Genomic DNA, 17,504 nt, shown 5'->3' on the forward strand with positions numbered 1-17,504 from the left:
CTTATCCCACCATTCCCATTAAATATACAACGGTAAAGATGAAGACCCACACAACATCAATGAAGTGCCAATACAGACTTGCCACATAATATTTCGGCGCATTGTATAAATCGAGTCCGCGTCTCATATTTCGAATCATAAGAGCGGTAATCCAGCAAAGTCCGAAGGCGACGTGAGCCCCGTGAGTTCCGACAAGTGTATAGAAGGAAGAACCAAGAGCTGAGCTGGTAATTGTAAATTCATACGCATGCACATAATGATAGAACTCATAAATTTCAACCCCTAGAAATGAAGCACCTAATAGCACAGTCACGCCAAGCCAAAGCTGCATCTTTTTAAAGGCAAAGTTTTTCATATGATACATTGCATACACACTCGTTAAACTGCTCGTCAGCAGAAGCATCGTGGCAATAAAGACAAGTGTGAGATCAAACATATCAGTTGTTTTTGCTCCGCCTGCATTAGAGTTTTTCAGCGCCAAATACGTGGCAAAGAGCGATGCAAACAGAACGGTTTCTCCCCCAAGAAACAACCAGAACCCGACGAACTTATTCTTTCCTTCTAACGTGGCTTTCTCAGGAGAAGCCGGAAAGGTTTCTGCTGTCATTTTTTGTGGTTCCATTATGCTTTCACCCCTTTATCATCGTCATCGGTCAAATCTTCTTTGTGAATATGGTACCCATGATCATCTTTAAGAGAGCGAACCAGCATGGTAGCAAATGTAATGCCAAGACCAATGAAAATCACTGGAAGTCCCCAGCTGTGCTCTTGACGATACATGAAGCCAAACGCTGAAACAAATAGACCGAATGAGATAATGACAGGTAAGATGGAATTATTCGGCATGTGAATATCATCAAGCGGTTCAGATGCTGTCATTCCTGTTTTACCATCCATTTTTTCAATCCATAAAGGATCTAGTCCTCTGACAAGCGGAAGCTGTTTAAAGTTGTATTCTGGCGGAGGTGAAGACACTGCCCATTCAAGCGTTCTTCCGTCTCCCCAAGGATCGCTCGATACACGCTCTCCTTTTGCTGTAGTCCAGATGATGTTAATCAGCATGATGACAACAGCTACAAACATAAACAGTGCCCCAATCGTACTGATCAAGTTCCCAAGGTCTAGCCCCTGACCTGACAGGAATGTAAAGACTCGGCGCGGCATGCCCCAAAGCCCGAGAAAATGCTGGATAAAGAAGGTTAAATGGAAACCGATGAAAAACAGCACAAAGCCAATTTTCCCAAGCTTCTCATTCAGTATTTTTCCAAACATCTTCGGCCACCAGTAATGCACACCAGCTAAAATACCGAATACGACCCCGCCAATAATGACGTAGTGGAAATGCGCCACGACAAAGTACGTATCATGGAACTGATAATCTGCTGCAGCTGCTGCAAGCATGACTCCGGTTACCCCGCCAAGTAAAAACGACGGTATAAAGGCAACGGAATACAGCATCGGCGTTGTAAACTTCACATTACCGCCCCATATGGTGAGCAGCCAGTTGAATACTTTAATTCCTGTAGGTACCGCAATCGCCATTGTGGCTACAGCAAAGATCGCATTGGCAATCGGACCAAGTCCTGTTGTGAACATGTGATGCGCCCATACCATGAATCCAAGGAAACCAATCAATACAGTAGCGAACACCATGGACGAATAGCCAAACAACCTTTTTCTTGCAAACACTGGAATGATTTCAGAGAATATTCCGAATGCTGGCAGGATTAAGATATATACTTCTGGGTGTCCGAAAATCCAGAACAAATGCTCCCAGATGATTGTATTTCCGCCGAGCTCTGGATTGAAAAAGCTCGTATCAAACATTCTATCAAGCATCAGCATCGCAAGCCCTGCTGTAAGTGGCGGGAATGCGAATAAAATCAGTGCTGAGGCGACAAATGTCGTCCATGTAAAGAGCGGCATTCTCATATACGTCATACCAGGCGTTCTCATATTAATAATCGTTGCAAGAAAGTTGATCCCGGCAATCAGCGTACCAATACCCGCTATCTGCAAACCTAAAATATAGAAATCCATGCCGTGCCCTTCTGAATTAAGCGTGAGCGAGGCGTATGCAGTCCAGCCTGCATCAGGTGATCCACCCATAAACCATCCAAGGTTTAAGAAAATTCCTCCGAAAAAGAACAGCCAAAAACCAAGTGAATTCACAAACGGAAACGCTACGTCACGTGCACCAATTTGAATGGGTACAACCGCATTCATTAATGCAAATAAAAGCGGCATTGCTGCAAGGAAAATCATCGTTGTTCCATGCATCGTCATGACTTCATTGTAAAACCCTGCACTTACAAAATCATTTTCAGGGATGGCTAGCTGAATACGGATAATCATCGCTTCCAGGCCGCCAATTAAAAAGAAAAATCCCCCTGCCACTAAATATAGTACGGCAATTTTTTTGTGGTCAACCGTCGTCAAGTAATCCCATAAGACAGCGCCAAACCCCCGCTTTTTAGCTATTGTACTCACCATGAAATCCCCCTCTTATCTCCCATTTGCCCCTTTTCATATAGATGTCTATCTTAACTTTACACAGACTGTGTCTGACAGATGGCTACTCTCGGTTGTAGAGACATATTCGGGAGCTCTTAACAAAAACTTCACATCGATCACATACCCTCTTGCACATTCGCATTAGAAATTACTCGATTTTAAGTCCTTTTAAATACTCATAAAGTGCATCTGCTTCTGAGTCATTTAATTTAGGGTACGTCCCTGTCATTTTATTCCCTGGTTTAAAGCTCTCTGGATCTTTCAGCCATGCTTTCACATTTTCTTTGTTCATATCTTTGATTCCAGCTACTTTCGTTCGGTCTCCGAAGGTCGCAAGGTTTGGTGCCGTCCTTGCCGCTTCCGGCCGTTCGTCACCAGGCTCTACTGCATGACAGCTCAAGCAGTTTTTCTCTTTAAATAATTTTTCACCTTCAAGAGCGAGATCTTTTGTGGATGTAGGCTTCTTGTAATCAGCCATTTTTTTCGTCCATCCTAAAAACTCATCTTGAGAAAGCGTTTTAACTTTAAAGTCCATTAAAGCATGCGAGGGACCGCAAAGCTCTGCACATTTCCCGTAGAAATATTCTCCTGCATCTTTCGTTCGTTTTGAATCAAAGGTTAAATAAAACTTGTTTTCATTTTCTGTGTTTGTATCAATTTTACCGCCAGCCGATGGAACCCAGAAAGAGTGTTTCACATCGGATGCTTTCAGCTTAAAGTACACCTTTTGATCTGTCGGTACAATCAATTCCTGACTTGTGACAATCCCATAATCAGGGTATTCGAATTCCCACCAATATAAACTGGCTCTTACATTGACAACAAGTGTCTTTTCAGGATCTCGTTTTTTCTTATCCATAGCGCTTGTATCCCCAAGCTCAAGCGTGTATGCCACAACAGGCACAACGAGAATAATGAGGAGAAGAATCGGAATCGCTGTCCACGTAATTTCTAGGTTACGGTTCCCTTCCACCTGCTTTGGAATCGTATCTTCTCCCACTTTAGAACGTTTGAATTTAATGATGACGTAAAAGAAAATGATCGATACAACAATGACGACAAGAACCATAATGAGTGTACTCAGTACCGTTAGGAAAAACTGTTTATCTGCTACTTCCCCAACTGGTTTGAGTGTTGATAAGTATGGTTCACCACAGCCCGCCAAAACGAGCGTCAGTAAGAGAAACAGTGAATAAACACGCCATTTTCTTATCATAATTTGTCCCAACCCCTTTTGCTTGATCTCCTTTGCCTTTCGCTTATTACCTCTTATTTATAAAATCACTTTTCACCCATTCATAACCCCCGCCTCTTATAAAAGCACTTACATTTCCTCTTTTCATAAAAAAATGATGTTTTTACTCAAAATACCATCTATGTATAAACAGAAAGCCGCCTAAATAGAACTGAATATCAGGCGGCTTTCATAGTTGTTAGAAAATGTTGTGTTATAAGATATAGCCATTGTTTTGATGTGATCAAAGTGTATTTTACTCTAGAATAGTGTAATGATAATCATCGCGACGAAAAAGATGGTTAAGTAGTTTAATGAATAAACGAACATGAGCGTTGACCACTTCATGACGTCTTTCATTTTAAAGCCCATAAGGCCAATGACGAGCCATCCAATATTCAGCAATGTGCCAAGTGCGACAATCGGCCATCCTAATCCACCTAAGAAAAATGGAAGTGGAAGAAGACATGCTGTCCAAATGATGATTTGGCGTTTCGTGACTTCAAAGCCATAAACGACTGGCAGCATTGGAATACCTGCCTTACGGTAATCTTCCGTTTTCTTAATCGCAAGTGACAGGAAGTGAGGGATTTGCCAAATGAACATAATCATAAACAAAACCCAAGCCGTTGTGTCAATTGTACCTGTGACAGCTGTCCAGCCGATTAATGGCGGCACCGCACCAGATACACTTCCAATAACGGTATTGATGGTGTAATGACGTTTAGACCACATGGTGTAAAGAACTGCATAAGTAAAGACTCCGATAAAACCAATCACTGCTGATGTTATGGTTGTCATCAGAAGCATGATGAGTCCAAGTACAACAAGCAAAATACCAAATGCATACGCTTGCCCCGGCTGAATCTTACCTGTAACCGTCGGTCTTGTTTTTGTTCTTTCCATTAATATATCAATATCACGGTCAAACGCATTATTAATGGCGCATGAACCGGCAATAATAAGAGAAGAACCAATCATTGTTAACAGCACAATATCAAGATTCCCAAGGAAACTCATACCTGTAAAATAAAAAGCAAGCCACATTCCAGTAAATGTTGTAATGAAGTTGGAATTGACGATGCCCATTTTAATCAGAGCAAGAAAATCTTTCCAAGCTGTTGTTTCTTCTATTTGTCCATGAATAGCTGCTTCCGCGGCTGTTTTGGAATTTGCCAATGTGTATAACCTCCCTTGCCCAAACCTTCAAACGAACAAATGAAACGTAAATTCGTTACAACTCTATCATACAAGATAAACAGCTGTAAAAAAACATCCTATTAAATAATAAACGACAATCTTGAAGTTATTTGTGAACTTTTCGTGAATTTATAAGGATTTATGTGTGTTTCAGAAGGCGGTGCAAAATGAAATATTCTCTCCTCTATTTCTATCAGACTGTCAAAGAAAGATCAAGCACTCTAAATCTGTAAACTTTGTGAACTAACATATCATTTTTTTGTGAACTTTGGTCATTATGAATTGCAACAGAACACGCATTTGGCTTAAACTTGAGAGCATATGAGGTTTTTCATTTAGATCAGAAGTTTTTTAGAGAAGGTGAAATAATTTGATGAAATTTGCTTTAAGGTTATTGAGCGTGATCACAACGTTTGTGATGCTGATCGTTTTGATTGGCGGTGCGCTTGTGACGAAAACCGGCTCGGGTCTTGGCTGCGGCCGGCAGTGGCCCCTTTGCCACGGACGTTTCTTCCCTGAAATGAACACTGCTTCCATCATCGAATGGAGTCACCGCATGTCAACAGGGGTTTCCACCATTCTTGTTCTGGCACTGGCGGTCTTATGCTGGAAAAAGATTAGTCCAGTATTCCGTGAAACCAAATTTTTGGTCATCATGTCGATTATATTCTTACTGCTTCAAGCGCTTTTAGGAGCTCTAGCCGTCGTGTTTGGTTCTAACGCCCTTGTGATGGCACTGCACTTCGGTATTTCACTCATTTCTTTTGCTTCAGTGTTACTGCTTGCGCTTCTTGTATTTGAAGCAACCAGATCTGAAACAAAGCTTGTGAAGCCGCTTCATATCGGCAAAAAAATGCAGTTCCATATTTATGGTTTGATCACCTATACGTATATCGTGGTGTATACGGGTGCTTATGTGAGGCATACAAAGTCAAGCCTTGCTTGTTCTGTCTTCCCGTTTTGTTCAAAAGACGGTGCACTTCCAGCGTACTTTAATCAGTGGGTGCAAATGTCTCACCGAGCAGCAGCACTTCTTTTATTCGTCTGGATATTTGTTGCGATGTTCCATGCCATGAAACATTATAAAGAACAGAAGCAGCTGTATTATGGATGGATCATTTCAGCCATTCTGATTACACTTCAAGCCATTTCAGGTGTGATGTCTGTTTATTCTCAGCTTGCACTTGGTTACGCGCTGGCTCATTCATTCTTTATTTCCGGTTTGTTTGGGATACTTTGTTACTTCTGCTTACTCATTGCCCGGTTTAAATATGAAAGCAAAGAACCATTCAAATAAGAATTTGTATCCCCCTTTCATGCGGAATGGGGGATTTGTTTTATTGTTGTTTTGCTTCTTCAAATAGCGAAATGGCTTTTTTGCGTCTTTCTTGATGATCAACTGTCGGCAGCGGGTATGTATCACCTAGCACACATTCCGATTTCAGTTGTTCATCTAATGGCATTTTAATTGGTTCATGTATCCACTTTTCATCGACATGCTCTAGCTCTGGTACATATCTTCTAATATATTCCCCGCTCGGATCAAATCGCTTCGACTGGGTCGTTGGGTTAAAAATACGGAAGTACGGCACGGCATCTGTCCCGACAGAGGCAGCCCACTGAAATCCTCCGATATTTGACGCCTCATCATAATCCACAAGTTTTTTTGCAAAATACGCTTCGCCCTTTCTCCAATCAATCAAATAATCCTTTGTTAAAAATGAGGCTGTGACCATTCGCAAGCGGTTATGCATCCAGCCCACCTCATTTAACTGTCTCATCCCTGCATCAACGAGCGGAAAGCCTGTTTCCCCTTTACACCAAGCTTCAAACAGCGCCTCATCTTCATTCCATTTCATTCCTTGAAACGCCGAATTGATTTCTTTTTCTTTCATCTCTGGATAATGTGCATAAATCATATGGTAAAAATCGCGCCATGCCAGCTCTTTGATAAAGGTCTCTCTACCCTCGTCTTCAAATAGTGCTTCTTCATACATCGCATGAAAAATCGTTCGGATCGAAATAGTGCCTGTTTTTAAGAAACGCGACAGCTTGCTCGTTCCAAAAAGAGACGGAATATCTCGTTTCTCATGGTAACGCGTTAATCTTTTTTGGATAAAGTGATGCAGCGTGTTCATCGCTTTGTCAGAGCCGATTTGATCAAACTTCCTTGAGCAGCCCTTTATCATGTCACACAGTTTGTCATTTCCTTTTTGCGAAAGTGACTCATCACAAATCGTATGCTCGCTGCTGAAAAATGATTTGTCAACTTTTATCACAGGCTGCTTCTCTTGCTTCCGCCATGATTGATAGTATGGGGTAAACACTTGATAATGTGAGCCATCTGCTTTTAAAATATCTCGTGCCCCGTGAAGATGTGTATCTTGCCACGTTGACACATGAATGGCCTTCTTTTCTAAAAAATCGGTTACTTGCTGGTCACGCCTTTGGCCGATACCCACTTCATCTTCATTAAAAAAGACGGCTTTGATGTCATACACATCCATGACCTGCTGAAAGGCGCGCAGGACATCATCATGGAGAAGGTGAACATAAATTTGAGATTCTCTCGCTTCCTTGACGAAATGCGCCAAGTTTTGAAAGAAATGTTCGTTGTTTATATCCAGTTCCATTTCAGTAAAAAATGGATCTAGATGATAAAGAGCCAATAATTTGTACTCGTGTTTTTTTGCATATGTGATCGCTTTTGATAAGGCGATATGATCATCCAATCGCATATCTCGGCGAAACCAAATCACGACAATTTCCAACTTTCTTCACCTCACTCTATAGTGTAATCACTCTCGCAGGCTGCTGCACATTTTAATGCGCTCAAAAAAAGACACATCACGATGGATGTGTCTCACTTATTATTCAGGCTTTAACACAATCAGCAGATCACCGGTTTGAATCGGTTCTCCATTTGTCACATGTATTTCATCTACGACCGCAGTGAATGGCGCTTGTACAGTCGTTTCCATTTTCATGGCTTCATTGATCATCAAATGCTCACCTTGCGAGATTTTCTGTCCTTTTTCCACGAGCACTTTGATGACAGTGCCTGGCATTGATGCGGCAATGTGATTTGGATTTGAACGGTCCGCCTTCATTTTTTCTTGAACGGAGGATTTGATGCTTTCATCCTTAATCACCACTTCACGCGGCTGGCCATTTAACTCAAAGTAAAGAACTCTTGTGGCATCTGGATTCGGTTCTCCAATCGACACGAGTTTGACAATCAGGGTTTTTCCTTTTTCGATTTCTACCTCAATCTCTTCACCAAGCCTCATCCCATAGAAGAACGTTGGAGTGTCAAGAACAGAGATGTCCCCATAGCTTTCTGCTGTTTGGACAAATTCAGAAAAGACTTTTGGATATAAGGCATACGCAATCGCGTCTTGCTCTGTCAGCGTCAGGTCATGAGATTCTTTGAACTGCTGCTGAATAGCTTCAAAGTCCACTGGCTTCAGCTTCTCACCAGGTCTGACAGTGAGCGGTTCTTCTCCTTTTAAAATCAGCTTTTGTAATTTTTCAGGGAATCCGCCATGCGGCTGGCCTAAATAGCCTTTAAATAATTCCACAACAGAATCCGGGAAGTCTAATGTTGCTCCTTTTTCATAGACATCTTCCTCTGTTAAATCATTTTGCACCATATAAAGTGCCATGTCTCCAACTACTTTAGAGGAAGGTGTGACCTTCACAATATCACCAAACATGTCATTCACACGTCTGTACATTTCTTTTACTTCGTTCCAGCGGTCGCCAAGGCCAACACCTTTCGCCTGCTGCTGCAAGTTACTATACTGACCGCCAGGCATTTCATGCTCATAAATTTCTGTATGAGGTGAGTTCATGCCGCTTTCGAATTCACGATAGTATTTTCTGACAGAATCCCAGTATTGAGAAAGGTGTTCGACAGATTGGACGTTCATGTCTGGCTTTCTTTCATGTCCATCTAAAGCATAGTACAGTGAGCTTGCACTTGGCTGCGATGTGAGTCCTGCCATAGAGCTGACGGCCACATCCACAATATCAACGCCTGCATCAATCGCTCTTGCATAGGTGAACAGTCCATTTCCACTCGTATCATGCGTATGAAGATGGATAGGGATCGTGAGCTCATCTTTTAAAGCAGAGACTAACTCATAAGCTGCCTGCGGCTTTAATAATCCCGCCATATCTTTAATACCTAAAATATGTGCACCGGCAGATTCAAGCTCTTTCGCAAGAGATACATAATACTCAAGATCATATTTCGGACGAGATGGATCAAGAATGTCCCCCGTATAACAAATGGCTGCCTCTGCCACTTTGCCTGATTCACGAACAGAATCAATGGCAAGCGTCATGCCTTTGACCCAGTTTAAGCTATCGAAAATACGGAAGACGTCAATGCCTGCTTCGGCCGACTCCTTTACAAATGCTTTAATCACATTATCCGCATAGTTTGTATATCCGACAGCGTTTGATGATCTTAAAAGCATTTGGAACAACGTGTTTGGCACTTCTTGGCGTAGCTCTTTTAATCGTTCCCAAGGATCTTCTTTTAAGAAACGGTACGCAACATCAAATGTAGCGCCGCCCCACATTTCCATACTAAACAGCTCTGGCCATAAACCTGCTGTTGGCTGGGCAACTTTCTTTAAATCATGTGTTCTGAAGCGTGTCGCAAGCAGAGACTGATGCGCATCCCTAAAGGTTGTATCTGTTAAAAGGACGCTATTTTGTTCTTTCACCCAATTGGCAAGGCCCTCAGGTCCATGTGTGTCTAACAATTGTTTTGTCCCAGACGGAATCTCTTGATGTAGAGGAAGCTTCGGTACAATTGGCTTGTCAAAATGAGGCTTCTTTTTCTCCGCTATACCAGGGAATCCATTAATGGTCACGTTACCAATATAAGTCAGCATCTTCGTTCCACGGTCTTTTTGCTTAGGGAAATTAAATAGCTCTGGCGTTGAATCGATAAACGACGTATCGTATTCCCCTTTTAGAAACTTCTCATGCTTTGCCACGTTTTCAAGAAACGGAATGTTTGTTTTAATCCCGCGAATCCTGAATTCCTGTAAATTTCGGACCATTTTAGCAGCCGCTTGGTCAAATGTGAGCGCCCATGTGGACAGCTTGACCAATAGTGAATCGTAATAAGGTGTAATGACTGCACCTTGAAAGCTGTTCCCTGTATCAAGTCGTACACCAAATCCCCCACCTGAACGGTAGGCCATAATTTTTCCTGTGTCTGGCATAAAATCATTTAAAGGATCTTCTGTTGTGACCCTTGATTGAATGGCAAAGCCATGTGTAAAAATATCTTCTTGCTTTGGTATACCGACTTCCTTGCTGTGAAGGTCATGACCCTTTGCGACAAGAATTTGGGTTTGGACGATATCGACACCTGTGATCATTTCAGTGATCGTGTGTTCTACCTGTACCCTTGGATTGACTTCAATAAAGTAAAACTCTCCATTTGCGACAAGGAATTCTACAGTCCCTGCATTAATATACGATACATTCTGGGCCAGCTGAACAGCCGCTTCGCAAATATCTTCACGCAGTTGATCTGTAAGAGACACACTTGGCGCCACTTCAATGACCTTTTGATGCCGCCTTTGAACAGAGCAGTCACGCTCATATAAATGAATGATATTGCCGTGATTGTCACCAATCACCTGCACCTCAATATGTTTCGGATTTTCAATCAGTTTTTCAACGTATACTTCGTCATTTCCAAAAGCAGCTTTTGCCTCTGACTTCGCACGGTCATAGGCTTCCTTCAGCTCCTCTTTCGTTCTGACAATCCGCATACCTCGGCCGCCGCCGCCTAGTGAAGCTTTAATAATAAACGGGTAACCGTATTCTTCACCGAATTTTTCGACTTCTTTGACCGAATCAACTGGTCCGTCACTTCCTGGAATGACTGGAATTCCAGCTTTTTTCGCTTCATCTCTTGCCTTTACTTTATCTCCAAACATATCTAAATGCTGAGAAGTTGGACCGATAAATTGAATGCCTTCCTCTTCGCATCGTCTTGCAAAATGAATATTTTCAGATAAAAATCCGTAACCTGGATGGATCGCATCCACGTCATTTCGTTTTGCAATTTCGATGATCCCCTCGATATCAAGGTAGGCATCAATCGGTTTTTTCCCTTCTCCAACTAGATATGCTTCATCTGCTTTATAGCGATGATAAGAGCCCGAGTCTTCTTTGGAATAAATGGCCACTGTACGTAAATTGAGCTCCGTACAGGCCCTGAAGACTCTGATAGCAATTTCCCCTCTGTTTGCAACTAGAACCTTTTGAATTGTTCTCTGTGACATTTCTCACTCCTCCATATCCCTTAAAATTTTATATGTACTCTATAATAAAGGAAGAAATGAAAACTGTACACTTTTGTTTTCTAAAGATTCAAAGTTTTCTGCAATCCATTTTTTTGAACTGATGGCTTGCTCATTGATTTTTTCTTTTTGTAACGCTCTTTATATTCAGTAAACATGCTGATATTCAGCAATATTCCCATACAGCCGCTAAGTAAAATGATGGACGATCCCCCGTAGCTGATAAATGGAAGTGTGACCCCTGTAATCGGAATCAGACCTGAAACACCGCCTAAATTAATGCATGTTTGGATCGCAATCATGGAGGAAATTCCTATTGCAAGCAAACTTCCAAATGGATCTTCACACTTTCTTGCAATATAAAAACCTTTCACGACGATGAAGCCAAGGAGAGCGAGAACAAAAAATACACCGAAAAAGCCAAGCTCTTCTGAAATGATCGCCATGATAAAATCTGTATGCGGCTCTGGAAGATATCCGTACTTTTGAACGCTTTCTCCGAGACCCAGTCCAAAAAAGCCGCCTGATCCAATGGCATAATAGGAATTAATCAATTGATGTCCAGTCGCCCCTGCATCTTTAAATGGATCTTGGAAACTCTCAAAACGCCCGAGACGATTTTGCGTGAAAATTTTATCCCAAAAAAGAATAATAAATGGGGTCACGACGACCATCACGGCACTAAATAGCGCCAGCAGCTTCGCAAGTGTTTTCCCGCTAAAGCCTGAGCATAAAATCATCGCAAGGGCAATCATGCCAATGATAAAGGCTGTCCCATAGTCTGGCTGCAAAATGATAAATCCGCATAAGATCGAGACAATCACGATGGGAGGTGTGACTCCTCGTAAAATATGATCAATATAATGCTGCTTTTTTGCATACACAGCAGCAAGATAGATAATGACGACAATCTTCACAAATTCCGCTGGCTGAAGACTAAATGGGCCTATTTTAATCCAGCTTCTTGCGTTCCCTGCAATATGACCGCCAAAGTACACATAGATGAGTGAAAACACTGATAGCAGCAGCATACCGATCTGAAATTTCTTATTTGAAAACAGCTGATATGGAACTAGTGCTGTAAAGAACAAGATGACCGCTCCAACGATCATAAATAAAAGCTGTTTCTTAAAAAAATTATCTGGTGCGGCATCGTATCTGATCACAGATGTAATCATACTTGAGCTATACACCATGACCAAACCGAATGCGCTAATTAAGATAATGGCGAACAATAATGAGTAGTCATACGATTTTAGCATTCTCTTTAACATATAATCCTCTTCCTAACGTCTGTTTCTACTGCTTGATATCCTCTTAGCTGTTTTTATTCTACTACATTTTCTCCGTTTGATCTCGTTTTACCTCTTTTATATTGTTCGTCATTCATGAAAGAATCAAGTCCGTTTGACATCAATCAATGAAAAGAAAATAGAGGACAAAAAAACTCAAACTTATGTTGTGGAAGTTTGAGTTTTCAATCATTATTTTTTTGTGAACGCATCATGAAGTGCGGAAAGCTCTCTCTCAAGTTTATCGAGTAGTTTCTTACCTTCATGTTGATCAACTAATCCAAGCCGGACAGCAAAATCAATTTCTCTCGATAATCCGAACATTTGAGTATCTAAAACCTCTTCATAAAGAGGACATTGCGGCATCGTTAAGTTGTCCATTTGCACTTGGATCAATTTTAAAATTTTATCTGCATCCAATTTTAATAAAGCCAGTGCTTTTTGCCGATGATCGACTAAAATTTCTGACGCCAAAAGTATCCCTCCGTTCCCCAGGCGAGTACCTAATTCTTCTATTTATCATAAAGCGAAACGCCCAAAATTGCAAGCAGATTTGTACAGTTCGCTTTGTAAAAATAAAAAGAAGCCTTCCTTCATTAAAAGATACTCATCTCATATTTTTCACTCATCAGCTCAAGCAGCTTAATCCCAGCAATACTATTCCCTTTTTCATCCAGAGCTGGACCGAAGATACCGATCCCGAAATCATATGGTGCCGCCCCCATAATCCCGCCTGAGACACCGCTTTTAGCAGGAATTCCGATGTTAATGGCAAATTCTCCGCTCGCATTGTACATGCCGCACGTCACCATAAAGGTTTTACAAATTCTAGCGACATCTTTCGAAAGAATCTGCTTACCCGTCTCTGGATGTCTGCCGTCTAATGAAAAAACACAAGCAATTTTCGCCAAATCCAAGCTGTTCATCATGATGGCACATTGTTTCGTATAGACGTCCATGACTTCTTCTACGTTCCCTCTAATAATATGATATTGCTTCATATAATAGCACATCGCCCGGTTAATCATGGATGTCTCAAATTCGGAGGCAGCTGTTTCTTTGCAGTATGTAATGCTTTTGTCATTTGCCAGCTCTCTAATGAAGCCAAGCAAACGGCTCAGCTGATCTTGCGGAGTCGCTCCTCTGATTAAACTCGTGACTGCGAGCGCCCCTGCATTAATCATTGGATTCAGCGGTTTATTCGGGCTCGCTGTTTCCAGTTTGATCATCGAATTAAACGGGTCACCTGTTGGTTCTTGTCCAACAAATTGAAATACTTTTTTTGGTCCTTCTTCTGAGAGCACGAGCGCAAGTGCTAATACTTTTGAAATGCTTTGAAGAGTAAAACGTTTATCTACATCTCCTGCCGAGTGGCACGTATTACTCACATGATACACAGCCACAGATAAATCCGTCTGATCCGCTTTGCCGAGTGCGGGAATATAGGATGCTACTTGACCATCTTTGGCCACTTTTTTTGCTTCTTCTACAAATCGCTGAAGCTCTTCATTGTCGCGACATGCCATGCCTAATATCCTCCCTATCTTTCATGTAAGATTAGTGTGTACAAGGAGACGCATGTTTATGAAAGTGACAAAGCGGGGGAAAACTTCTATAATTTATGTTGGAAAGGGGTTGTCTTGAACATGAGCATCATTCAAATCAAGGGGAACGTACAGTACAAGATCACCATTGATCCAAGTGTATGGATTTTTGATGACCGTAAATTTTTAATGGATTCATTCTTTGAAAAAAGTGCAGAAAGTGAAGAGAATCAGCTAGATCAGGAGCTTGACCAAGAGCGGGTCATAAGAGAAGGTCAAACACTTCCACCCACGTTAAAAACAGAGAAGAAGTACGAAAAGGAAAGACTTGTCACAGGCAGCTTCGGGATGAAGCTTGGCGATATGCTAAAAAATGCTGAGCCGCTTGAACATGCGGATACGTGCGAATTTGTCACAGAAACAGGTACAATTGCTGTGCCGCTTTCTCAGGCAATGGAGAGTATTGCTCATTTCAGCCAAAATGGTAAGCCAATCACAGAAGAAGGACCAATCCACGTCTATTTCGCGGATCAGTCCAACCTCACTCAGCCGATAAAAGGTGTCAAAGAGCTGATGATTACATAAGTCAGAGGGTCTGGACTATAGCAAATCAGCGGCAAGCTGTGCAAGTCCAGACCTTTCTCCTTTGACAAGCTTGACATGTCCAGAGATTTGCTGTCCTTTGAACCGCTCGATCACATACGTTAGCCCATTATTTAAGCTGTCTAAATAAGGATGATCAATCTGCTCTGGATCTCCCATCAGCACAATTTTACTTCCTTCTCCGACTCGCGTTAATAATGTTTTCACCTCGTGCTTTGTTAAATTCTGCGCCTCATCAATGATAATAAATTGATCAGGTATACTTCTTCCCCGGATATACGTTAATGCTTCGACTTGAATAGATCCAATTCCCGCCAAAATCGCATCAAGCTCTCCAGGCTTTTTTGTATTAAATAAAAACTCTAGGTTGTCATAGATCGGCTGCATCCATGGTCTGAGCTTTTCTTCCTTTTCTCCTGGCAAGTAGCCTAAGTCTTTCCCAACAGGTACGATTGAGCGCGCCACGATCAATTTTTTAAACATACCGAGGTCCTCTGTCTGCATTAATCCGGCAGCAAGTGCAAGCAATGTTTTACCAGTCCCCGCTTTTCCGATCAGCGTCACGAGCGGAATGTCACGGCGCAAAAGCAGCTCGAGTGCCATCGTCTGCTGGACATTTTTTGGACGGATTCCCCAAATATACTCTTGATCATAAACGAGACGTTTCACATGCTCTGCCTTTAGATCAAGCATTCCTAAAGCAGAACCGCCTTCATTTCCCTTCATGATGACAAATTGATGAGGGTTGAATGGTGCACTTGTGACCTCTTTTATTGGTAATTGATTTTGCTTATAAAATGTATTCAATTGCTCAGTCGGAATGTAGAGCTCATGATAGCCATTATCGATGTCTTCATTTTGCAGAACACGGTCACTTAAGAAGTCTTCTGCTTGAAGCCCTATGGCATCCGCCTTTACCCGCACTAAGACATCCTTGCTGACCAAAATGACAGGCCGGCCATGAGGTTTTGTTTCTTCCTCTAAGCTCAAATTTTTCGCGACTGCCAAAATCCGATTATCGTTCGTTTTTTCAATAAAAATTTCTTGAAGCTCATGGAAGGAGCGGTGATTCAGTTCAATGCGCAGCGTCCCTTTTGATTCTAGTGTAATTTTTTCATGCAGTTTCCCTTTCGATCTTAAACCGTCGATTAAGCGTGAGACACGCCGGGCATTTTGCCCAACCTCGTCCATATATCTCTTTTTCGAGTCTACTTCTTCTAACACAACGGCTGGTATGACGACCTCGTTGTCTTCAAATGAAAAGATTGAATTCGGATCCTGTAATAACACATTTGTGTCTAATACATAAATTTTACTCAGGTCCTTCGCCTCCTGATCGGGGTTTCATTCATCCTTGTCTTTCCCAAAACGATTGTTAAAATATATGTTTTCATGAATAAAGTTAGAAGGTTAATTCAACAATAAAATAAATCATGCAGTTTGTGAAGGAGGGAATATAGATGCGACTATTTATGACATTATTCATGATTCAAGCCATCATTCTGTTGGGCGCTTGCCAGCAGCAGGAAAAGCCAGAAGCACTGGACAAGCAAGATGGACGCCAGCACGTAGTACGGGTGTCAGACTCAACAAAGAAAAAGACCAATCAAGCCCGTTCATCCACAGATGTTGCGCAGCATCTTGTCAAAGTGACAGAGAACGTAGCAGATGTCAATGATGCAACGGCGATCGTCATCGGCCGCTATGCTGTTGTTGGTATTGATGTAAAAGATGATTTAGATAGAAGCAAAGTAGAAACCATTAAATATTCAGTTGCAAAAGCGCTGAAAAATGACCCAGAAGGTGCGAATGCTGTTGTAGTCGCTGATCCGGATACAGTCAGCCGGTTAAAAGAAATGGGCAAAGAAATACAAGCAGGCCGTCCTGTAAGTGGTATTATGGATGAACTAGCTGCCATTGTCGGCCGCGTGATGCCAGAGATGCCGAGAAATGAAATCGATCGTCACGAAAAAGACCCGACGAATGAGCCAAATGATCAGCTCAAACAAAACGATCAAAAGCAGTTAGACAAACATCAAAATGATCAATCAAACCATCATATGAATCAGAAGAAATAAAGAGAACGGCTTATATCTCCTGTGATATAAGCCTTTTTCTACGCTGATTTCAAGTGCTTAGAAAACATGCTATAATAAATGCAATAAGTGAGGTGAAAATGATGAGAGTGAAGTGCTCATTATGTGAGAAGCTTGAAACCATTGATGATGATACACTCGTTGCTAAGCGGTTAAGAAATCGACCGATTCATACATATATGTGCGATGACTGTCAGGAACGCATTAAAGTAAAGACAGAAGTACGCATCAAAACTGGCAGATTCTCTCTTTATCAAGATCCTGCGACGAAAGAGAAAAAGAAGAAAAAAGGAAAAAAAGAACAAAAGACATAAAAAAGACCTGACACATGTTCAGGTCTTTTTTACGTATTCACTCTTCCTTCTTTTTTTGCACGATGCAGCCGTATTTTATAAATAATCAAAATGGCAGCTGCCACGACTAGGCCTTCCGCTACTGGCAGAAAGATTCCTAGAAATGTGAGAAACGTGCAGCCAAAAATCAAAAACAAGTAAATCACGAGTGCTTTTAAAATCGGTAAACGTCTAGCAAAGCCGAGCTTAAAAACAATAATCGCTAAAACAAGGATGGTACCATATAGGAGCCACATCCCTGTTTGCGGATTTTCATCGACACGAAACAGCATCGCGAAAAAGGATAGATTTTCACTTACTTCCTGATCATTCAAAAAGATTCCCTCCCCTTAT

15 protein-coding genes are annotated in these 17,504 nt (G+C 41.7%); 4 read left to right on the top strand and 11 right to left on the bottom strand.

Features of this window, described 5'->3' with window-relative positions:
* Position 1: 1 nt before the first annotated feature.
* The 4 genes from ctaE to cyoE form a co-directional block, all read right to left on the bottom strand.
* Entirely contained in the window at positions 2-622 is a 621-nt protein-coding gene (gene ctaE / locus C6Y01_RS02685; RefSeq protein ID WP_034662610.1) for a cytochrome c oxidase subunit III, read from the bottom strand.
* On the bottom strand, positions 622-2,493 hold the full coding sequence (gene ctaD / locus C6Y01_RS02690; RefSeq protein ID WP_106037793.1) for a cytochrome c oxidase subunit I: 1,872 nt from the start codon (positions 2,491-2,493) through the stop codon (positions 622-624). Before ctaD ends, ctaE begins: the two co-directional genes overlap by 1 nt.
* Positions 2,494-2,662: 169 nt before the next feature.
* Complete coding sequence (coxB, locus tag C6Y01_RS02695) at positions 2,663-3,730, bottom strand: cytochrome c oxidase subunit II (protein ID WP_034662616.1); 1,068 nt, start codon at positions 3,728-3,730, stop codon at positions 2,663-2,665.
* 279 nt (positions 3,731-4,009) lie between these two features.
* Positions 4,010-4,927, bottom strand: coding sequence for a heme o synthase (gene cyoE, locus C6Y01_RS02700; RefSeq protein WP_003211774.1), 918 nt, complete (start codon positions 4,925-4,927; stop codon positions 4,010-4,012).
* Positions 4,928-5,321: 394 nt separating this feature from the next.
* Here cyoE and C6Y01_RS02705 point away from each other — a divergent pair, with 394 nt between their 5' ends.
* The gene (locus tag C6Y01_RS02705) at positions 5,322-6,245 is read left to right on the top strand and encodes a COX15/CtaA family protein (protein ID WP_095285109.1); all 924 of its coding nucleotides are present in this window, start codon (positions 5,322-5,324) and stop codon (positions 6,243-6,245) included.
* Positions 6,246-6,285: 40 nt separating this feature from the next.
* Here C6Y01_RS02705 and C6Y01_RS02710 read toward each other — a convergent pair whose 3' ends face one another.
* The 5 genes from C6Y01_RS02710 to glsA form a co-directional block, all read right to left on the bottom strand.
* Positions 6,286-7,719, bottom strand: coding sequence for a cryptochrome/photolyase family protein (locus C6Y01_RS02710; RefSeq protein WP_106037794.1), 1,434 nt, complete (start codon positions 7,717-7,719; stop codon positions 6,286-6,288).
* A gap of 99 nt (positions 7,720-7,818) precedes the next feature.
* A complete protein-coding gene (pyc, locus tag C6Y01_RS02715) occupies positions 7,819-11,265 on the bottom strand; it encodes a pyruvate carboxylase (protein WP_106037795.1) in 3,447 nt (1,148 codons plus the stop codon).
* A gap of 80 nt (positions 11,266-11,345) precedes the next feature.
* Entirely contained in the window at positions 11,346-12,557 is a 1,212-nt protein-coding gene (gene ftsW / locus C6Y01_RS02720; protein WP_034662626.1) for a putative lipid II flippase FtsW, read from the bottom strand.
* A gap of 210 nt (positions 12,558-12,767) precedes the next feature.
* Positions 12,768-13,049 (bottom strand): Fpa/YlaN family protein, encoded by a 282-nt coding sequence (locus tag C6Y01_RS02725; RefSeq protein ID WP_003212509.1) that lies wholly within the window; start codon positions 13,047-13,049, stop codon positions 12,768-12,770.
* A gap of 122 nt (positions 13,050-13,171) precedes the next feature.
* Entirely contained in the window at positions 13,172-14,101 is a 930-nt protein-coding gene (glsA, locus tag C6Y01_RS02730; protein ID WP_034662630.1) for a glutaminase A, read from the bottom strand.
* Between the two features lie 120 nt (positions 14,102-14,221).
* Between glsA and C6Y01_RS02735 the strand changes: the two genes are divergently transcribed.
* Positions 14,222-14,704, top strand: a complete 483-nt coding sequence (locus C6Y01_RS02735) for a hypothetical protein (protein WP_034662633.1) — start codon at positions 14,222-14,224, stop codon at positions 14,702-14,704.
* Positions 14,705-14,719: 15 nt separating this feature from the next.
* Here the strand turns inward: C6Y01_RS02735 and C6Y01_RS02740 are convergent, their stop codons facing one another.
* Positions 14,720-16,042 (bottom strand): PhoH family protein, encoded by a 1,323-nt coding sequence (locus tag C6Y01_RS02740; protein ID WP_034662635.1) that lies wholly within the window; start codon positions 16,040-16,042, stop codon positions 14,720-14,722.
* 140 nt (positions 16,043-16,182) lie between these two features.
* On the opposite strand from C6Y01_RS02740, the gene C6Y01_RS02745 reads away from it, so the two are divergent.
* The gene (locus tag C6Y01_RS02745; RefSeq protein WP_034662638.1) at positions 16,183-16,800 is read left to right on the top strand and encodes a YhcN/YlaJ family sporulation lipoprotein; all 618 of its coding nucleotides are present in this window, start codon (positions 16,183-16,185) and stop codon (positions 16,798-16,800) included.
* A 101-nt stretch (positions 16,801-16,901) separates the two neighbouring features.
* Positions 16,902-17,132: a YlaI family protein gene (locus C6Y01_RS02750; protein ID WP_106037796.1), complete on the top strand. Its 231-nt coding sequence runs from the start codon at positions 16,902-16,904 to the stop codon at positions 17,130-17,132.
* A gap of 29 nt (positions 17,133-17,161) precedes the next feature.
* Here the strand turns inward: C6Y01_RS02750 and C6Y01_RS02755 are convergent, their stop codons facing one another.
* Positions 17,162-17,443, bottom strand: coding sequence for a YlaH-like family protein (locus C6Y01_RS02755; RefSeq protein ID WP_045210084.1), 282 nt, complete (start codon positions 17,441-17,443; stop codon positions 17,162-17,164).
* Between the last annotated feature and the right edge of the window lie 61 nt (positions 17,444-17,504).

It is taken from the genome of Bacillus sp. NMCC46, assembly GCF_002998465.1.
Lineage (GTDB): Bacteria > Bacillota > Bacilli > Bacillales > Bacillaceae > Bacillus.

Coding starts and splice junctions, on each gene's coding strand:
- C6Y01_RS02755 (WP_045210084.1), bottom strand. CDS start 17,443: ATGCTGTTTCGTGTCGATGAAAATCCGCAAACAGGGATGTGGCTCCTA.
- C6Y01_RS02750 (WP_106037796.1), top strand. CDS start 16,902: ATGAGAGTGAAGTGCTCATTATGTGAGAAGCTTGAAACCATTGATGAT.
- C6Y01_RS02705 (WP_095285109.1), top strand. CDS start 5,322: ATGAAATTTGCTTTAAGGTTATTGAGCGTGATCACAACGTTTGTGATG.
- C6Y01_RS02745 (WP_034662638.1), top strand. CDS start 16,183: ATGCGACTATTTATGACATTATTCATGATTCAAGCCATCATTCTGTTG.
- coxB (WP_034662616.1), bottom strand. CDS start 3,730: ATGATAAGAAAATGGCGTGTTTATTCACTGTTTCTCTTACTGACGCTC.
- ctaD (WP_106037793.1), bottom strand. CDS start 2,493: ATGGTGAGTACAATAGCTAAAAAGCGGGGGTTTGGCGCTGTCTTATGG.
- ftsW (WP_034662626.1), bottom strand. CDS start 12,557: ATGTTAAAGAGAATGCTAAAATCGTATGACTACTCATTATTGTTCGCC.
- ctaE (WP_034662610.1), bottom strand. CDS start 622: ATGGAACCACAAAAAATGACAGCAGAAACCTTTCCGGCTTCTCCTGAG.
- pyc (WP_106037795.1), bottom strand. CDS start 11,265: ATGTCACAGAGAACAATTCAAAAGGTTCTAGTTGCAAACAGAGGGGAA.
- glsA (WP_034662630.1), bottom strand. CDS start 14,101: ATGGCATGTCGCGACAATGAAGAGCTTCAGCGATTTGTAGAAGAAGCA.
- C6Y01_RS02735 (WP_034662633.1), top strand. CDS start 14,222: ATGAGCATCATTCAAATCAAGGGGAACGTACAGTACAAGATCACCATT.